Here is a 17,218-nt window from a genome sequence, read left to right as displayed (position 1 = left end):
GGGGTCTTGCGCCATGGACAAACGGTTCGCTCTGACAGTCATGATCGCGTTGGGCGTTGCGGGCGGCAGCGCGATGGCGGCGGCCCTGGCGGCAACGCCATCGGCTGAGGAGCGCGTGGGCCAAGTGCTCAAGGCCCGCCTGCCACGCACGGCGCCGACCCATATCGACTGCGCAGTTGTTGCAGGGCTCTGCGAAGTCCAGGCGGGGGCCAATCTCTTCTACACCGACACCAGCGGGCGCTACCTCGTGGTCGGGCGCATCTACGACATGGAAACGCGCCAGGACCTAACCGCGGCACGACTGCTCGCGATCAACCCCGATCTGCTGGCAGGCACCGGTGCCAGGGCCAGCCAGCTAGCCGACGAGGCCGATGCAGCGCCCGCACCCTCGGCGATGCCTGTGCTACAGCGAGCGTCGGTTCCCGCCCCTAGTGGCAAGGTGTCGCTCACCGCGCTTCCGGCAACAGGTGCGATCGAGTGGGGCAGGGGGCGCGACCGCCTGACCGTCTTCAGCGACTTTCATTGCGGGTATTGCAAGCTGCTCCACCAGCAGTTGCAGATGATGGACGTGCGCGTGACCGAGCGGCCGATTTCGCTGCTCGGCACGCGGATGATTTCTGAGGCGGTGATCTGTGCACCCGACAAGCGCGCGGCACTCGAGCGCGCCTACGAGGGTGCAGCACTGCCCGCGTCGCGCTGCGACATCAGCGGGCTCGATGCCAACGAGCGCTTCGCGCGCGAACACGGGTTCGACGGCACGCCGGTGATCGTGCGCGGCGATGGCGCAGTGCTCCATGGTTACCGCTCCAAGGAGGTGCTGGCGACATGGCTCGCAGGAGGGAAGGTGTCGTGAGCGCAGGCCCACTTCGATCGATCCCCCTTCGATCGATGCCGCTCCGGCCGATCCCGGTCCGCAGAGCAGCGCGCATCGTCGTCCCCCTGGTGGGCGCGGCGCTGCTCTCGGGGTGCGCCATCTTGCATGACAATGTGAAAGGCAGCTTCGCCTGCAAGGCGCCCGAGGGGACCTGTGCCCCGTCATCGGTGATCGATGATGCCGCGATCGCGGCGATCCGCGAAGAACCCGCTGGGGCCGCCGATCCGTCAGACGTGCCGGGGACTGACTCCCGACGCGGCGCCACGGCGAACCATGGTTCCTGGCATCCGCGCCCGCCGATGGCAGCGGCGGAGAGCGGCACCAACACATTGCCCGGCGCTTTGCGACCGGGGACGCGGGTGCTGAGGGTCGTCTTCCCCGCATACGTCGATGGCGAGGGGCAGCTTCACGAAACCGCAGGCGTCCAGCTGACGCTCGATGATGGCCTGCCGGGTGCGCCTACGCCATCGGTCGCGGAGCAGACCGCCGGTGGACAGGCAAGCGCAGATCCTCGCAGGTCTGGCGGTCCCCCGGTCCTGCTCGAGCTTGCGGAACAGGCCCCCGACCTGTCGGCGGCTGCGCCGTCGCCGACGCCCACCGCGGTCCCTGTCCTGCACGCCGAAGCGACCACCACAGCACCGGGCACGGCCAAGCCACCGGCGCCGTCCCCGATCGATGCGATCAAGGCGGACGTCGCTTCGGCTTTGGCGGCACCGCCGCGCAAGGCCGCCAACTTCCCGGCCACGAGCGAATAGGGAGACTCGCCATGCTCGCACGCCTCATCGAACTGGTGACCGGAGATGCTGAGAGGCCCGAGCACAGTTTCACCACAGGAGAAGTGCCGATGCTGGCGAACCTTCTCGGCTATCGCGCCTACAACGCAGCGAATGCGTTGTTCTACCAGACCCGCTCGCGTGGATTCATTCTCGAACTGGCGCCGCTGATCGGCGCCGACGAGCGCACCGCCGACATCATCGACACGGTGTTTTCGGACGTGCTGTTGCCCGGCACGCAGTTCCAGATCGTCAATTATGCCTCCCCGCGCATCGCCGAAAAGATCCAGGAATGGGTGCTGCCGCGCGTGATCGCGGGCGGCGTGTTCGAGCGCCTCGCCGGCTATCGCCTAGACCTGCTCAAATCGGGCGCGTGGACGTCGCTTGCGAGCGACGGTCCCTTTCTGCTGCGCCGCTTCCGTGTGCTGCTGGCGGTGGGCGCGCCCGATTGTTCCGGGATCGCCGTCGAGGATCTCCTGACGATGCGCGATGGAATCGTGGCCGCGTTCGATTCGATCGCGATCCCGAGCCGCGTGCTGGAGCCGGTCGATCTCATCCGCTTCATCGACGACGTGCTGTGCCCCTCGACCGGGGCGGGCGACGATGCCGCGCATTACAGTCCGCTCGATCCCATCAATGCGCAATGCGTGCGCCGCGATCTCGTCACCCGCGTCGAACGCGATCGCATCGTGCTCCACGCGCCCTCGCTGCGCGCGACCGGCGCCACGGTCGGCGATGTCCCCGAGTTCGCCGACTACACCCCCGATCGGTTCGACGTGCGCACGCTATCGGTGCGCCATTTTCCCGAACGCTGGGCGCCGTGGGATACGCAGAAGATCATCGGCGATGTGTTCAATGCCAAACTCTGCCTGCCATGCCCGGTGCTCCAGACGATCTGCGGGATCGTGCCGGCGACCGAGACGTCGGAGACGCGCGCCGGGTTCAAGTTCGCGCGCACGACGCAACTGGCAGACGGCAAGGCCGCGCGGCTCGTGCCCACCCTGAAGCGCCAGTCGCAGGAATGGGAACACGTTCAGGACGAGGTCCGCCACGGCCGGAAGCTGACGCGTGTCTATTATGCCGTGACGATGATCTCGCCCGAGGCCCACGGCGAACGCAACGCGCGCACGATCAAGGCGATCTACAAGGCCGCGGGCTGGGACCTGATCGACGAGACCTACCTGCAGGTCATGGGGCTGCTCGCCTCGTTTCCGCTGATGCTCGCCGACGGGCTGTCGTGCGATCTTCAGCGGATGAAGCGGCTGCGCACGGTGCTCTCGGCGAACGTCGCTTCGATGGCGCCGCTCCAGGGTGAATACACAGGCGGGCACATCCCGCACCTGCTGTTCGTCGGGCGGCGCGGCCAGGCGCAGTTCTGGTCGCCGTTCCAGAACGCGGCGGGCAACCACAATGTCGCGATCGCGGGCAAGTCGGGCTCGGGCAAATCGGTGCTGCTGCAGGACCTGACCGCGAGCCTTGCCGGCGTCGGCGCGCGCACCATCGTCATCGACGACGGCCGCTCGTTCGAGCACATGGCCAAGGCGCTGGGCGGCACGTTCACCGAGTTCCGGCTCTCGTCGGGGCTCTCGCTCAATCCCTTCCGGATGATCGACCCGCTCCTCGCGCAGGAGGACGAGGACTATCGCGTCGATTGCCTCGCGATGCTCAAGGCGATCGTTGCGCAGATGGCGCGATACGAGACCCGGCTCAACGATACCGAGCGCGGGCTGATCGATGCCGCGGTCAATGCGGTGTGGGAGAGTGCGCGCGACGCGGGCACGATCGATGGCGTGATCGCAGCGCTCAAGGCGTCGGGCAACCTTTTTGCCGAGGATCTGGCGACCGCGCTGCTGCCCTATGCCAGCAGCGGCACGTTCGGGCGCTTCTTTACCGGCGCAAACACGCTCGATCTGTCGGCCGACCTGACCGTGTTCGAGCTGTCCGATCTTGCCGCGCGCGAGGAACTGCGCAGCGTGGTCCTGACCTCGATCATGTTCGTTGCCTCGCAGACCATGCGCAAGCTCGACCGCGGCATCCCCAAGGCGCTGATCGTCGATGAAGCCTGGCAGATGCTCAAGGGCGGGGCGATGGCCGATTTCATCGAGACCTACTCGCGCACCTGCCGCAAGTATGGCGCGGCGCTCATCACCGCGACGCAGTCGATCAACGATTACTACAAGTCCGAGGGCTCGCGCGCCGCGCTCGAGAACAGCGACTGGTTCCTCGTGCTCCAGCAGAAGGCCGAAACGATCGCTGATTTCCGCAAATCGGCGCGCTTCGAGATGGACAACCACACCGATGCGCTGCTGCGCTCGTTGAAGCGACACGGCACCGAGTATTCCGATCTGCTGATCCGTGGCCCCGAAACGCAGACGGTGTGCCGTCTCGTGCTCGATCGCTTCTCGGCGACGCTCTATTCCTCGAGCCCGGCGACCTTCGCCGAGATCGAGCAGGCGCTCCACCAGGGAAGCGCGATGGCCGATGCGATCGAGGCGGTGGCTTTCCGAACCAGTGCGCCAGTGACGCAGGCGCGGCGCGCATGACCGGCGCCGGACCTCCTTCCGATCGGGCGGGGCGCTGGGCCGCCAATGGCCTGCGCGTGGCGGGCTGGCTTGCGGTCAACGCGCTGGCCGCGCTGGGCGTGATCGCGAGCCTCGCTGTGGTGCTGGGCAATTTCACTCTCTCGGGCACGCTGCTTCAGCTCGCCAACCTTGCCGCGCACTTCGCGGTGGCATCGCCGCAGCGCCAGACGCAGTTCGCGCATCTGCTGCTGGCGCTTTGGGCGACCGGATTTGTCGGAGTCGGCTTCTTCCGCCGCGCAAGCCTGCTGGACGGCCTCGAATGCGAAAGGGCCAACCAATGAGCCACGCTTCCCCCGACGGTGCGGCACCCGTGCCGCCACCCCCGACATCCGCGCCGTCTGCGCGTCGGTATCGCCGGAGCGGGCCACCGGTACTGGCCCTCATGCTCGTTGTGGCCGGGCTCGCCTGGGGCGCATGGACCACGCGCGCGATCCTCGATCTGCGGCGCGCGCCCGCACCGTTCGTCAAGGTCCAGCTGGGCGGGCTGGTCGCGGACTATGTGCGGGCGCAGGCGCGCTCGGCGACGCCGCCCGATCAGATGGGTGCACAAACGCAAGCCTTCATGAAGCTGCTCGATGCCGCGCTCGCACGCGAAGCGCATGCCGGACGCGTCGTGCTGGTGAGCGAGGCGGTGGCGGGCGGGTCGGTTCCCGACATCACCGAGAGCGTGCGGCGTGAGGTCTATGGACGGATGCCGCCGCCGCGCACTGGCGCTGAGGGTGGTACCGAAGCGCGCATGCGCGCCTGGCTTGCGCAGAACGGAGGCTCCGATGGCGCAGGCCATTGACCCTGCCGCGCCGACGGTAGTGCGATCGCGGTGGGTCCGCCATGCGGGCGGCCTCGCGCTGCTGGCAGGCGCCGGACTGGGCCTCGCTGCGATCGCGCAGTGGCGCGATCATCACGTGCTGATGATCAATGTCTCGCAGTCGCTGCCCGACTGGGCGTTTCTGGTGCGCGAAGGGAGTTTTCCGCGGCGCGGTGACTATGTCGTGTTTGCGCCCGGCCACGCGCTGCTGGTGCGGCGGCATTTTGGCGAACGACCGCAGCCGTTCGTCAAGATCGCCTATGGCGTGCCGGGCGATCGCGTCACGCGCGAGGGCGCCACGGTCGCGGTCAACGGCGCGCCGGTGGCACGGCTCAAGCCGGTAACGCGCCAGGGCGAGCCGTTGCATCCGGGCCCCCTGGGGCAGATCCCCGAGGGCTGCGTTTTTGCGGCCAGTCCCCACAAGGACGGTTTCGACAGCCGCTATGCCGAGATCGGCTTTGTCTGCCGCGACCGACTGATCGGCACCGCGGAGGCGATCCTGTGAGGGCCGTGTCGCGCACCATGGTTGCAGGCGGCTGCGCCATGACGCTTCTGCTGCTGGTCGGTGCCAGCGCACCGGCCGCATCGAGCGCGGCGAGGCACGATCTGGGGCGCTTCGGAGAAACCTGGCCGGTGATCGAACCCGATCTCCTCGCCACGATCGCGGATCGCCTGGAACGGGCACGTGCCAGCGGCGAACTCGACCGCCTCAACCGCCAATTTGCGGCGCGCGCCACGGCGAGGGTCATGAATCCAGTGCCGGTCGCAGGGCTCACCTCGGCGAGTGAAGATCGCAGCTGGCGCTACGATCCCTCGATCGCGCTCGATAGCGACGTGCGCGATGCCAACGGGACGCTGATTGCGGCCCGCGGCACCCGGGTCAATCCGCTCGACCTCGTGCAATTGCCGCGCACGTTGGTCTTCGTCGATGGCGACAGGCCTGAGGAAATGGCCTGGGCGCTTCGCCAGGGTGACGACGCCCATGCGTTGATCATCCTCGTGGCGGGTTCGCCGTTCGAACGGATGCGCGCGCTTCACCGCCGCATCTGGTTCGACCAGGGCGGCGTGCTCACCGCCCGTTTTGGGATTGCGCATACCCCGGCCTGGGTGCGTCAGCAGGGCAAGGTGCTGCTGGTCGGCGAAGTCGCATTGCCGCGTGTCGAGAACGCCACATGAGCGCCTGGCCTGCACGCCTTGCCCGACGGATCGCCGCACTGGTCCCGGCTCCGCTCGCCGCGCCCGAGAGCAGGGCGCTCTGGCGCCAGCGTCGAGGCGTGCTGGTGGCGCTCCTGCTCCTCGCCGGTGTTTCGCTGGCCTGGCAGGGACTTGCGATCACGTTCGGCATCTTTGCGAGTGCACTGTTCACGGGTCTGCTGACCTACCTCGGCGTGCTGGTCCCGCTGTGGCTCTATGCCAAGTGGCGTGCGGACGAGGAGTGGCTGGAAGAACAGCTCGGGCGTTCAGAAGAGATCGGGCTTGTCGATGGGCCCCAGTTACCGGAGCAGGACGATGCCTAGGCGGCTCGCGCTCTTCCTCGCGCTGATCGGCCTTATTTTCGCGGGCCCGGCCACCGCGCAAGTGCCCTCGCGCTGTACCGGCAGCTTCATCAATCCCGTCACCGACGTGTGCTGGGGCTGCCTGTTTCCATTGTCGGTCGGGTCGATGAAGATCTGGGGATCTTCGCGGGCTGACACCGACAACCCGGATTTTCCGCTTTGTGCCTGTGGTTCGCCCATCCCGCGGATCGGCGTGGCGATGGGCTTCTGGGAGCCGGTGCGGCTGATCGATGTGACGACCAAGCCATTCTGTTTTCCGAACCTTGGCGGGATCAAGCTCAATCCCGGTTTCGCTGTCGGCAACGGCTATGTGAGCCAGGGCTCGCAGATCGGCGGGCGCGGGCAGAACACCGCCAAGTACCACGTCCACTACTATGTCTATCCGCTGCTCACCTGGCTCGAGCTCCTCACCGATTTTCTGTGCTTTGAAAAGTCGAGCTTCGACATCGCCTATGTCACCGAACTCGATCCGACCTGGCAGGACGATGCGCTGACGACGATCCTCAACCCCGAGGCGGCGCTGTTTTCGAGCCCGATCGCGCAAGCGGCCTGCGCGGCCGATTGCGTCGCGGCGACCACGCGCCTGCCGCTCGACCAGCTGTTCTGGTGCGCGGGCTGCAACGGCTCGATGTATCCGATGAACGGCAACATCGGCGCCAATGTCGGGATGGAGCAGTCGGGCCGGCTCGCGGCCGAGCACATGCTCTACAAGATGCACCGCGAAGCCCTGGCCTGGGGCACGATGGGCTCGAAGGGCCTGTGCGGCAAGTACCTGATGCCGGTGCTCAAGAAGCAGCAGTACCGGCTGCAGATGGTCAATCCCGCGCCGATGGTCTCGGGTCGCGAGGCCTGTTCGCCGGTGGGTGCGAGCACGATCCTGCCCCATTCGGGCAGGGTCTATCCCGTGGTCGGCGAGGACATGGGCTTCCTTGTCTGGCGCAAGCGCAACTGCTGCGTGATGTGATGAGAGACGCGCGCATGAACCGGCATCTCATCGTCGCGCTTGGCCTGCTCACGATTGGTGGCGTGACTGCGGGTCTTGCGCAAACGGCCCCGGGCGGGATCGATCTCGACCGGATCGAGGCGCAGCGCAAAGCGGCGGAAGACAGCGCCGAGGTCCTGGTTGCAGGCGCACTCGCGCGATCGACCACCGAGCAGGATAGAGCCAGCGCGGTCGCTGCCGGAGCCGATGCCAACCTGCGCCAGGCAAGGCTGCCGCAATCAACCGGCCCCAACGGCCCCATCGACTTCGACGCGATGCTCGCCGGGGCGCAGGGCAACCTGGTTGCTCCGCGCAGCGGGCCGATGCTGGTTGGCTTTGCCAGTCTGTCGATGCCCGAAGCCTCGCTCAAGCGCATGATCGGCGATGTCAGCCAAGCTGGCGGCGTGATCGTATTTCGCGGCTTTCCTGCGGGCAATCCGATGCGCTTTGCAGGCGCGATGCGCCGACTTGTTGCGCCAGGCCAGGCCGCGAGCGTCCTGATCGATCCGCGCCTGTTCCGGGCGTTCGCGATCGATGCCGTACCGACCTACGTTGCGGTCGCCAGCGACTACGTGCCCTGCGACAGCCTGACCTGCACCTCGGCGGTGCCGCCGCTCGACCGCCTGTCGGGCAATGTCACCACGCGTTTCGCGCTCGAGACCATCGCTGCGGCTGCTGGTCCCGGTGCGCCGGTTGCACACGCGGCCCTCGCGCGTCTGGAGCAGGCCCCATGATTCGCTGGTTGCCCAGCGGACGCATCGTCGCCGGCGTGGTCTCGCTCGCGCTTACCGCGACGATGGGCCCTGCACTGGCGCAAACGACCACGAATGCGACGGCCAGGGCCGATGGCGAGGCGCTCGGCCGGCAGGTCCAGGCCCAGGCCGGCGCCAACGTCGAAAGCGAGGCGGCCGCGCGCGAGGTGCCCGGCTTTGGCGGCACCGATTTTCCGCAAGGGACGCTGGTCGACAATCCCGATGCGCTGGCCAGTGAGGGGGCGATCGCGGCCCGGAATTCGAGCGCCTACCGGGTCGTCACCGACCCCCACCGCCCCAGCTACGATCCCACAACGATCGATATCACACGGGCGAAAGCAATCGAGGCCTCGCCCGACAGCTATGTGGGTGCTGGCGAGGGGATCGATGGCGCCAAGGGCAAGTGCCAGCCCTTGCCCGGCAGCGGGACAAGCAGCGTCACCTATTACGAGAGCTGCAACCTCGGCGCCGAGGTCACCACGTCGAGCGCCAGTTGCGATGTTGCGCTCGTCCCAACCACGCAGACGCGTGTCGTCTACGAATACACTTGCGACGACTGGCCGAGCGACGGCTGCGCGCCGTTCGATCAGCCGCTAGGCCAGAGCCAGTGCCGGATCGTCACGCACGCCACGAAACAGATCTGCCTGCAGGGCGATCCGAACCATTGCGCCGAACCCGAAACCGTCACCACCGAGACGCTCGCCTGCACCACGCCGGTCACAGGGCTGCCCGTGCCCGCGCCGCACACCGTGACCGAAGTCGTGACGACCCGCGATGAAACCGCGTGCGCTGCCCTGACCGCTGACGGCACCTGCACGCTCGAAGCCGAAACCTGCATCGACAGTGATCCCCAGACCCGCGTGATCGATGGCGTGTCGATCACGCAGAGCTGCTGGAAGTGGTCGCGCGACTATAGCTGCGGCAGCATCGAGCAGGCCAATGACTGCGCCGCGCTGAAGGCCAAAGCGGGGTGCAGCTTCGATCACGAGGAATGTCTCGACGATCCGCGGGTCGGCGACTGCCAGGTCAAGGACGAAGTCTACCGCTGCACCGCCGATGCGGGCACGCAGAGCGGTGCGGCATCGCTCTGCGGCTCCGATCTCTACTGCCTCAATGGCGAATGCAGCACGATCGAGCGCGAAGCCTCCGCCGAGTTCCGTGATGCGCTCGTCGCGGTCCACGCCATGGGCGACGTGCGCGACCAGTTCGATCCTGCGGATATCTCGCTGTTCAAGGGCGAGAAGACTGGATGCCACCGCCCGATCTTTGGCCTCGTCAACTGCTGCGCGGGGAAAACGTCGGGGCTGCTGACGCCGTCGGCGGGCGCGGCCGCGATCGCGGGAGGCCCTGCGGCCATCGCGGCGCTGGCAACGCCCTTCCTCACCCAGTTCCTGTGTTCCTCGGAGGAGAAGCTCCTCGACGTCAAGGATCGCATGGGCCTGTGCCACTATGTCGGCACCTACTGCTCGCAGAAGGTGTTCTTCGTCTGCACGACCAAACGCAAGTCCTACTGCTGTTTCCCGAGCAAGCTTTCGCGGATCTTGCAGGAACAGGGTCGCGCGCAGCTGGGCAAGGGCTGGGGGAGTGCCAAGCACCCCGACTGTTCGGGTTTCAGCGCGACCGAGTTCCAGCGGCTCGATTTGTCCAAGATGGATTTCAGCGAAGTCTACGCCGAGTTCACCGAGGCGGCGAAGCTGCCCGACGAGGTCGCCGCGAGCGCCGCGATCCAGGACCGCATCCGCCAATACTACCAGCTCCACGGGGGAACGCCCCCGCCTAGCCCATAATGAGACCGGCCATGAGGAGACAGCTCATGCACAAAGCGCATCGCCACAGCCTTCGCCTTGTTCTTGCCGGCCTCGTGCTCGCGCATTGCACGGCAGCGCCCGCCGCGCTGGCCCAGTCCGAGGCACGCGACGCAGAGCCGCAAGACACCGAAACGCAGGTCACGCCGATCCCGCAAGGCGATGCCTTCTATTGCGCCGAGCGCCGGCTTGGCACCTGGTTCTACTGCGACGTGCCCAGGTCCGACACGACGGCAACCGCGCCCGATCCGGTTCCGGCAGTCGCCCGAATGGAGGCGATTGCCCGCCAGCTCGATGAACTGAAAGCCCGGGCCATTCTCGAGCCGACCAGTGCCAACGTGACCGCCTATGTGAAATTCCAGCGCGAGCAGCTGAACCGCGCCTCGCTGTTCGCCGATGTCTGGAGCCGCGCGGTCTGGCAGAACCCCGATCTCGACTATACCCTGCAGCGCCCGATCAACACGCTCGGCAAGAAGACCTGGCTCGAGGGACGCAAGAGCGATCGCGCCGCGACAATGGCGAGCCTCGCTGCCCGCTATGGGGTCTACTACTTCTATTCCTCGTCCTGCGGCGCCTGCGATGTCTTCGCGCCGATCCTGAAAAGCTTGTCCGACCAGTATGCACTCTCGGTGCTGCCGGTCTCGATGGATGGCGGCCGCTCGAGCGCCTTTCCGGATTTCGTGGTCAACACCGGCCAGTACGAGAAGATGGGCCTGACGGGGAACCAGGTGCCGGCGCTGGTCCTGTTCGACACGCTGACGCACCGTCCGGTGCCGATCGGCTACGGGGTGATGTCTGCCGACGAGGTCATGCAGCGGATCTTCACGCTGACCCGCGTCGAACCGGGGAGCGACTACTGATGACCCGTGCGCTCACCCGCGCCGTGCGCGCGCTAATGCTGCTGCTCGTGCTCAATCTGGCCATGCCGGCGCGGGCCGGGGTCAACGCCGAGCTCAACAGCTTCTTCAATCAGATGGGCGGTGCCGCCAACGTCACCGGTCCCTCAGCCTACCAGGGTCAGTCGGCGGGCTACTACACCGGCGGCAGCCTGTGGACGCGCTTCCCACAGGAAACGATCAATCCGATCAACCTGCAACTGCCCAACGTAAAAGCGGGCTGCGGCGGCATCGATCTGTTCGGGGGCAGCTTCTCGTTCATCAATTCGGATGAGCTGATCGCGCTGCTGAAAGCCACGGCAAGCAACGCGCTGGGCTTTGCTTTCATGCTCGCAATCAAGTCGATCAGCCCGCAGATTGCCTCGACGCTCGAGGACCTTTCGCAGAAGGTCCAGCAGCTCAATCAGTTCAACATGAACTCGTGCGAGATGGCGCAGAACCTCGTTGCCGGGCTCTGGGGCAAGCAGGCCGGACGCGAGGCCGAGATCTGCAAGTACATCGGCAACAGCCAGGGGATCTTCTCCGACTGGGCCAAGTCGCGGCACGAATGCAACGAAGGGGGCGAGCGCAGCTCGACGCTCGCCGGCAACAGCGATCCCACGATCCCGGCTGATTCCTACAACTACACCTGGGACATGCTCAAAAAGAGCTATCCCTCGTTCGACCAGGATTTTCGGGAATACCTGATGACGCTGGTCGGCACCGTCATCTACATCAAGGCCGACAGCGATGCCGGCAACCCTTCCTACCGCTACCTGGGGCAGGGGGACCGCGCGATCCTGACCGCGCTGCTCGATGGCGGCAGTGGCGCCAAAGTCCTGCGCTGCGACAGCGCCGACAAATGCCTCAATCCCAGCCTCGGGACGTTATCGATCGGTTCGGCGCAGGCGCTCAAACCCCGCATCCGCGCGCTGATTGAGAGCATGAACGCCAAGGTCCGCTCGAATGCCGCGCTCAACCCGCAGGAGATCGGGTTGTTGGGGGCGACCAGCATCCCGCTCTACAAGATCGTCACCGTCAATGCCGCGGCGCAGCTGGGCGGCATGTCGCCCTCGGACATGGACAACCTCGCCGAGATTGTCGGAGTCGACATGCTCGAGACGCTCGTGCGCCAGTTCTACAACCTCGTGAACCAGGGCCAGGCGAGCTTCCACAACGCCGATGCCGAGACGCTGGGGCAATGGCGCGAACAGCTGCGGGCCGTGTCGCTGGCGATGGACAGCGAGAGCAACGGGCTCAACGCGCGGCTGACGCGTATGCAGATGGTGCTCGATCGCACCGTGTTCCTCGAGCGCACACTCAGGAATTCGCTCTCGCCGCAGGTCTCTGCTGCGCTCGACTTTTCGCGTGGCCTCTCCACGCAAGGGCTCCAGTAGAGGGAGGCGCGCCATGCTCGAGATCTTCACCATTGGCGGCGGCGAGAGCATGGTCAACGTGCTCAATGCGGTTGCAGCCTGGTGCGGGGGCGGTGGCTTTCGTTCGCTGATCCAGGTCGTGATGGTGATGGGGCTGGCCTATGCGCTGATCGTCGTTGCCTTTACGCTTAACTGGCGGGTCTGGTTCAACTGGTTCCTATCGGCGACCGTCATCTACATGTGCATGATCGTGCCGACAACGAGCGTGAAGGTCACTGACCGCATCAATCCGAGCCTCGCGCCAGCCACGGTCGACAACGTGCCGATCGGCCTTGCAGCGCTCGCCTCGCTGTCGAGCCAGATCGGCGACTGGCTGACGCGGCGCGCCGAAACCGTTTTCGTCATGCCCAATCAGCTGCGGCTCTCGACCAACGGCATGCTCTATGGCGCACGACTTTACGACAAGACGCGCCAGTTTGCCTTCCGCGACCCGCGCGTGCGCGCCAATGTCGAGGAGTATTTCCGGCAGTGCCTGTTCTACGACATCCTGCTGGGCTTCAAGACCACCGACGGGATCGCGAACTCGACCAACCTGCTCGTCGACATGGGGCCGGGTTCGCCCGCGCGTGCCATGAAATGGCTCAAGGGGCCTGCCGATGGCGGCGGTAGCGAGATCCGCACTTGCGCGGCCGCCTACACTGCCCTGCGCAATGTCGATATTCCGGCGGCGACCGACAATGCGCTGACCAAATTGGCGCCGACGGTCTTTCCGAACCTCGCGGCGGCCGCGGCCAAGGCCAAGCTCGTCGCCGACCTGCCGGTGGTGTCTCGCGCCTTCCACGGTTCAGCCCAAAACGGGAACGTGATCTTCCAGCAGCGCTCGCTGGTCGATGCTTTCCTTGAGGCACGCGCCAATCTCGATGCGTCGGACGGGGATACGTTCGCGATGCTTCGGGCCGATGCGCAGGCGCGCAACACTTACACTTCGATCGCGCAGCAGGCGATGACCTGGGTGCCGCTGCTCAATATCGTGCTGACGGTCGTGTTCTACGCGATGTTCCCGGTGATCTTTCCGCTGTTCCTGATGCCGCAGACGGGCCCGTCTGCCTTGCGCGGCTACGTCACTGGGTTCTTCTACCTCGCAGCGTGGGGACCGCTTTACGTCGTGCTGCACATGTTTGTGATGGACCGGACGATCGCGGCGATGAATGCAGCCTCGCCCGGCGGCATGACTATGGCGGGCATGGAGGGGATCGACGCGGTCAGTGCCGATACCGCGACGATCGCAGGGTTCCTGATGATGTCGGTGCCGTTCCTTGCCGCCGGCATGGCACGCGGCGCGATGGCGGTCGCCACCAACGCGACTTCGATGTTGGCGCCTGCACAGAACGCGGCCGAGCAGGCCGCGACCGAGCGCACCACCGGCAACTATGCCTATGGCAATGTGAGCTACCAGAACTTGACGTCGAACACCGTGCAGCGCGACCAGTGGAATACCGCGCCCAATTTTACAGGCGGCTTCGGCTATGCGAGCTACGTCAACGACAACGGCACCACCAGCGCCTGGACCGCCGACGGCACGCGCGTCGAGAATGTCGCGCGCGGGATCAGTTCCTATGGTTTCAAGCCGACGGTCAGCGAGGGCTTCGTCGGCGAACTGCGCAAGTCGGCCTCGGATTACCATAGCCGGGCAAACCAGTTGCGCGAAGCGGCCAGCGAGAGCTGGCGGCAGGGCGAGCGGTTGAGCCACGGAACGTCGAGCGGGACCCGCTCAGCGGGAGGCAGTGAGTCCTCGAGCGGCAGCCAGCAGGGCACCTCGATTTCTGAATACGACCGCCGTTCGCGTGCGGAAGGCAGCCAGAATTCGAACAGCCGGACGATCAGCGACACGACTTCCGCCAGCGAGGGGGCTCGCGATAATTACTCTGCGGGGACAGCGACGAATTGGAGCTTGAGTGGCACTTTGAGCGGGGGCCGCCGAGGAAGTGGGGGCATACAAGGTGGTGGTATACCTGCAGCCATAACCGGCAGTGCCGGGATCAATGCGCAAGATGGCGTATCCTTTGAAAAGGGTACCAACCAATCGCGCAGCGATGGCTCTTCGCAAAACCAGACCGAGCACTATCGCGAGGATCATGCCGGAGGTCGCGATGTTTCCAGCAGCGAGGGCACCTATGCGCGGAGCGGCGATTTCAGCCGGAGCGAGACCTTCGCGGAGGCCCGCGATTCATCGGAGCGCTACTTCGAGCACGCCCGCGCGCTTGAGCACCAGGCGTCGCGCATGGATGAGGTCGGCAGGCGGCTCGAGGACATTGCTTCCTACAGTGAAACGCACGGCTACCAGCTGAGCGAGGACATGTCACAATACGTGGCCAGCCGCTATTACGAACTGGCCAACGGCCCCTATCGCGGACTCGGCGCCCCCTCACTGCTCGATACCGGTCCCACGCCATCGCAGCGCGCCGCGCGCGACTTGGTGGTAGGCAAGATTCTCGAGGACTACGTCCGCAGCGAGGTCGAGACCGTGCAGTCGCACCTCGTCGATCCGACCGTCGCCATGGGCGCGATCGATGGTCCTGCCCGGCTGACCATGGAGCGCCCGCGTGCTTTGGTTACGGGGAGGCCGCCGATCTCGTCTGCACACTCAACCCATCTCGCCGATCATGGTGTAGCGAGGGAATTGCAGAAGGGAACGTTCGAACTCGATCGTGCCCAACGCGATCGACAGAACGAACACGATCAGGCAATTCGTGGCGTGCAAGACCTGCATGACGAACACACCCAGCGCACCGGCGCCGAGTGGTTTGAGGGCCGGAAGAACTAGCCGCCCGGCTACCAGCTCAGGAAAACGGTCAAAAATATCGCCGCAGCCGCGAGGAACAGTAGTAGCCGAAACCAGCTTGGCCGGGTTGGATGCTCAGACTGCTGCAGCATCTCCGCATCATCGAGCGATTTGCGGAGATAGACGTCAAAGTCGCTAACGCTGTTGTCGCCGCTAAGCTCGGCTTCCCACATTGGAGCGTGTCTGCGCATGGACTATCTTCCTCTGACGGGAAGATATCATGCCTCTCAACGCCTTGGGAGAGAAATTCACCGGTGCCCCCACTCAGAGGCGGTCAAACACCGATCCCATACGCGGGGAGAACAGGCGCTCGTAGGTCTTGAGCAGGTGCGTGTCGGTCATGGCCGCGACATAGTCGCAGATGACCCGCACATCGCCATGCGCGGCCCCGAATTTGCGCAGTTCCTCGCGCGGCAGGAGCCGTGCGGGATCGGCCTGCATCGCCTCGAACACGGCGACGACCATGCCCTGGCCCTTGAATTCGAGGTGCTGGACCGCGGGCGAGGTGATGACCTCGTCGACCACGAATGTCTGGAGCACATCGAGGAACTGGCGCTCGCCGTCGCGGACCCGTACGCGGTAGCGCAGCAGCGGCTCCGCAAAAGCATCGAGTTCGACATATTCGACTGCGGTCAAGAAATGGTGCACCAGCCGGCCGATGAAGCGCTTGCGCGAAGCGGCCCCGCCGAACAGCCCATCGGGCATGTGCGAAAACACGTCGTTCGCGCTCTCGCCCGGATACTTGGCTTCGAGCGCATCGAGGAAGGTCGGGCACTTGTCCTGCACCGCGGCGGCAAAGCCTTCCCGCGTGACCAGATCGAGCGCGATCGCGTCCTCAAGGTCGTGGACGCCGTAGGCGATGTCATCCGCCGCATCCATGATCGAGCAGTCGAGCGACTTGTGCAGCGCCTTGCCGTGTTTGCCCACCTGCGGCGTGAATGCCTGAAAGGCATCGTGATCGCTGGCTGACAGCGGTTCGAGGATCCAGTCGACCACGTCCTGCTCGCTGTCGTGGTAACACTTGGGCGGCTTGCACGCGCGCCCGTCTAGCGCCTTGATCGTGCTGGGGCCTGCGAGCAGGGCAGGGGTGAGTTCAGGGTTCGCCACGCGGGTATAGGCGACCGGGTACTTGAGCACGCCGAGCATCGTGCGGCGGGTCAGGTTAGCGCCGGCACCGGCGGAGAAGGTTTCGAGCCGGCCGAGAATACGCAAGGTCTGGCCATTGCCTTCGAAGCCGCCCGCGTCGCGCATGCAGTAGTTGAGGGCGATTTCGCCGCCGTGTCCGAAGGGCGGGTGCCCGAAATCATGCGTGCAGCCGATCGAATGGATTGTGCCGCGATCGGGCAGGATGGAACTGGCGGGATGGTCGGGGAACGACTTTTCGAGCTGGCGCGCGATACCGCCGGCGATCTGCGCGACCTCGAGCGAATGGGTGAGGCGAGTGCGGTAGAAATCGCTGTCGCCCAGGTTGAGGATCTGAGTCTTGCCCTGGAGGCGGCGGAATGAGGCGGAGTGAATAACGCGCGAATAGTCGACGTCGCCATCGTCGCGCGCGTCCTCGCTTTGCGCGCTCCAACCTTCGCGGCGTGCAAGCCAGTTTCTAATTCCTCCTTCAGCTCACTTACCTTAGGTAGCCGCGCGAACTTGCTTGCAAGAGGAGAGACACTCGAGATCTGTTGATGCGTCACCACGGTTGCCAAGGTCCCAGTAGTGCCTAAATTTGTGGACGCCTCCGATCCTAGTTTTGAGGGCGGCAGGCCACAACGTGAAAGCCAATCCAGTGACAAGTTCAAGCGTGATGCGGCAGCCCACATCGTCGAGAGCTTTTAGACTAACAAGGCTGCGTTCTCGCCGGTCAGACCAACGCGCGCATTCCTTGGCCCGCCGGGATTACTGTAGCGATGACCGCGCGGTCGATGCGTCGCTGCGCTGCGGACCAGGATTCCTTTCGTTGCCCACGCGCAGAACGATTTCTGCACCGCCCTCGCGCTCCTAC

At 65.6% G+C, this 17,218-nt stretch carries 15 protein-coding genes; 14 read left to right on the top strand and 1 reads right to left on the bottom strand.

All coding sequences use genetic code 11. The features are described from left to right. The first annotated feature begins 13 nt into the window (after positions 1-13). The 14 genes from HHL27_RS19710 to HHL27_RS19645 all read left to right on the top strand — a co-directional run bounded on the left by HHL27_RS19710 (position 14) and on the right by HHL27_RS19645 (position 15,204). Positions 14-853 (top strand): DsbC family protein, encoded by an 840-nt coding sequence (locus HHL27_RS19710; RefSeq protein ID WP_240960085.1) that lies wholly within the window; start codon positions 14-16, stop codon positions 851-853. Beyond that, positions 850-1,629 carry a hypothetical protein gene (locus HHL27_RS19705; RefSeq protein WP_169495111.1) on the top strand — a complete coding sequence of 260 codons (780 nt, stop codon included), beginning with the start codon at positions 850-852 and terminating at the stop codon, positions 1,627-1,629. Before HHL27_RS19710 ends, HHL27_RS19705 begins: the two co-directional genes overlap by 4 nt. Positions 1,630-1,640: 11 nt before the next feature. After that, a complete protein-coding gene (gene traC, locus HHL27_RS19700) occupies positions 1,641-4,190 on the top strand; it encodes a type IV secretion system protein TraC (protein WP_169495110.1) in 2,550 nt (849 codons plus the stop codon). After that, positions 4,187-4,510 carry a hypothetical protein gene (locus tag HHL27_RS19695; RefSeq protein WP_169495109.1) on the top strand — a complete coding sequence of 108 codons (324 nt, stop codon included), beginning with the start codon at positions 4,187-4,189 and terminating at the stop codon, positions 4,508-4,510. The genes traC and HHL27_RS19695 overlap by 4 nt, the downstream gene beginning before the upstream one ends. Before the next feature lie 101 nt (positions 4,511-4,611). Beyond that, on the top strand, positions 4,612-5,016 hold the full coding sequence (locus HHL27_RS19690) for a TrbI F-type domain-containing protein (protein WP_169495108.1): 405 nt from the start codon (positions 4,612-4,614) through the stop codon (positions 5,014-5,016). Then, the gene (locus HHL27_RS19685; protein ID WP_169495107.1) at positions 5,000-5,539 is read left to right on the top strand and encodes a S26 family signal peptidase; all 540 of its coding nucleotides are present in this window, start codon (positions 5,000-5,002) and stop codon (positions 5,537-5,539) included. Before HHL27_RS19690 ends, HHL27_RS19685 begins: the two co-directional genes overlap by 17 nt. 38 nt (positions 5,540-5,577) lie before the next feature. Beyond that, positions 5,578-6,210 carry a type-F conjugative transfer system protein TraW gene (gene traW, locus HHL27_RS19680; RefSeq protein ID WP_169495106.1) on the top strand — a complete coding sequence of 211 codons (633 nt, stop codon included), beginning with the start codon at positions 5,578-5,580 and terminating at the stop codon, positions 6,208-6,210. Beyond that, positions 6,207-6,551, top strand: a complete 345-nt coding sequence (locus HHL27_RS19675; protein ID WP_169495105.1) for a hypothetical protein — start codon at positions 6,207-6,209, stop codon at positions 6,549-6,551. Before traW ends, HHL27_RS19675 begins: the two co-directional genes overlap by 4 nt. Next, positions 6,544-7,554 (top strand): conjugal transfer pilus assembly protein TraU, encoded by a 1,011-nt coding sequence (gene traU, locus HHL27_RS19670; RefSeq protein ID WP_169495104.1) that lies wholly within the window; start codon positions 6,544-6,546, stop codon positions 7,552-7,554. Before HHL27_RS19675 ends, traU begins: the two co-directional genes overlap by 8 nt. Before the next feature lie 14 nt (positions 7,555-7,568). Then, entirely contained in the window at positions 7,569-8,306 is a 738-nt protein-coding gene (gene trbC, locus HHL27_RS19665; protein WP_169495103.1) for a type-F conjugative transfer system pilin assembly protein TrbC, read from the top strand. Further along, complete coding sequence (locus HHL27_RS19660) at positions 8,303-10,111, top strand: conjugal transfer protein TraN (RefSeq protein ID WP_240960084.1); 1,809 nt, start codon at positions 8,303-8,305, stop codon at positions 10,109-10,111. Before trbC ends, HHL27_RS19660 begins: the two co-directional genes overlap by 4 nt. A 26-nt stretch (positions 10,112-10,137) precedes the next feature. Continuing rightward, positions 10,138-10,989 carry a conjugal transfer protein TraF gene (gene traF / locus HHL27_RS19655; RefSeq protein WP_169495102.1) on the top strand — a complete coding sequence of 284 codons (852 nt, stop codon included), beginning with the start codon at positions 10,138-10,140 and terminating at the stop codon, positions 10,987-10,989. Then, positions 10,989-12,401, top strand: a complete 1,413-nt coding sequence (locus tag HHL27_RS19650) for a conjugal transfer protein TraH (RefSeq protein WP_169495101.1) — start codon at positions 10,989-10,991, stop codon at positions 12,399-12,401. The genes traF and HHL27_RS19650 overlap by 1 nt, the downstream gene beginning before the upstream one ends. A gap of 13 nt (positions 12,402-12,414) precedes the next feature. Next, complete coding sequence (locus HHL27_RS19645) at positions 12,415-15,204, top strand: conjugal transfer protein TraG N-terminal domain-containing protein (protein WP_169495100.1); 2,790 nt, start codon at positions 12,415-12,417, stop codon at positions 15,202-15,204. A 282-nt stretch (positions 15,205-15,486) separates the two neighbouring features. Here the strand turns inward: HHL27_RS19645 and HHL27_RS19640 are convergent, their stop codons facing one another. Beyond that, positions 15,487-16,827 (bottom strand): anti-phage deoxyguanosine triphosphatase, encoded by a 1,341-nt coding sequence (locus HHL27_RS19640; RefSeq protein ID WP_169495159.1) that lies wholly within the window; start codon positions 16,825-16,827, stop codon positions 15,487-15,489. Positions 16,828-17,218: the final 391 nt, after the last annotated feature.

This window comes from Novosphingobium olei (genome assembly GCF_012927405.1).
In the GTDB taxonomy this organism is placed as follows: Bacteria; Pseudomonadota; Alphaproteobacteria; order Sphingomonadales; family Sphingomonadaceae; genus Novosphingobium; species Novosphingobium olei.
Note: the sequence above shows the minus strand (reverse complement) of the source record. Positions and strands in the feature narration are given on the sequence as shown.

What these genes read in the sequence shown, in the direction of transcription:
- HHL27_RS19695 (WP_169495109.1), top strand. Translation starts at nt 4,187, where the DNA reads ATGACCGGCGCCGGACCTCCTTCCGATCGGGCGGGGCGCTGGGCCGCC.
- HHL27_RS19650 (WP_169495101.1), top strand. Translation starts at nt 10,989, where the DNA reads ATGACCCGTGCGCTCACCCGCGCCGTGCGCGCGCTAATGCTGCTGCTC.
- trbC (WP_169495103.1), top strand. Translation starts at nt 7,569, where the DNA reads ATGAACCGGCATCTCATCGTCGCGCTTGGCCTGCTCACGATTGGTGGC.
- traF (WP_169495102.1), top strand. Translation starts at nt 10,138, where the DNA reads ATGCACAAAGCGCATCGCCACAGCCTTCGCCTTGTTCTTGCCGGCCTC.
- HHL27_RS19645 (WP_169495100.1), top strand. Translation starts at nt 12,415, where the DNA reads ATGCTCGAGATCTTCACCATTGGCGGCGGCGAGAGCATGGTCAACGTG.
- traC (WP_169495110.1), top strand. Translation starts at nt 1,641, where the DNA reads ATGCTCGCACGCCTCATCGAACTGGTGACCGGAGATGCTGAGAGGCCC.
- traW (WP_169495106.1), top strand. Translation starts at nt 5,578, where the DNA reads ATGACGCTTCTGCTGCTGGTCGGTGCCAGCGCACCGGCCGCATCGAGC.
- HHL27_RS19710 (WP_240960085.1), top strand. Translation starts at nt 14, where the DNA reads ATGGACAAACGGTTCGCTCTGACAGTCATGATCGCGTTGGGCGTTGCG.
- HHL27_RS19690 (WP_169495108.1), top strand. Translation starts at nt 4,612, where the DNA reads ATGCTCGTTGTGGCCGGGCTCGCCTGGGGCGCATGGACCACGCGCGCG.
- HHL27_RS19675 (WP_169495105.1), top strand. Translation starts at nt 6,207, where the DNA reads ATGAGCGCCTGGCCTGCACGCCTTGCCCGACGGATCGCCGCACTGGTC.
- HHL27_RS19685 (WP_169495107.1), top strand. Translation starts at nt 5,000, where the DNA reads ATGGCGCAGGCCATTGACCCTGCCGCGCCGACGGTAGTGCGATCGCGG.
- HHL27_RS19660 (WP_240960084.1), top strand. Translation starts at nt 8,303, where the DNA reads ATGATTCGCTGGTTGCCCAGCGGACGCATCGTCGCCGGCGTGGTCTCG.
- traU (WP_169495104.1), top strand. Translation starts at nt 6,544, where the DNA reads ATGCCTAGGCGGCTCGCGCTCTTCCTCGCGCTGATCGGCCTTATTTTC.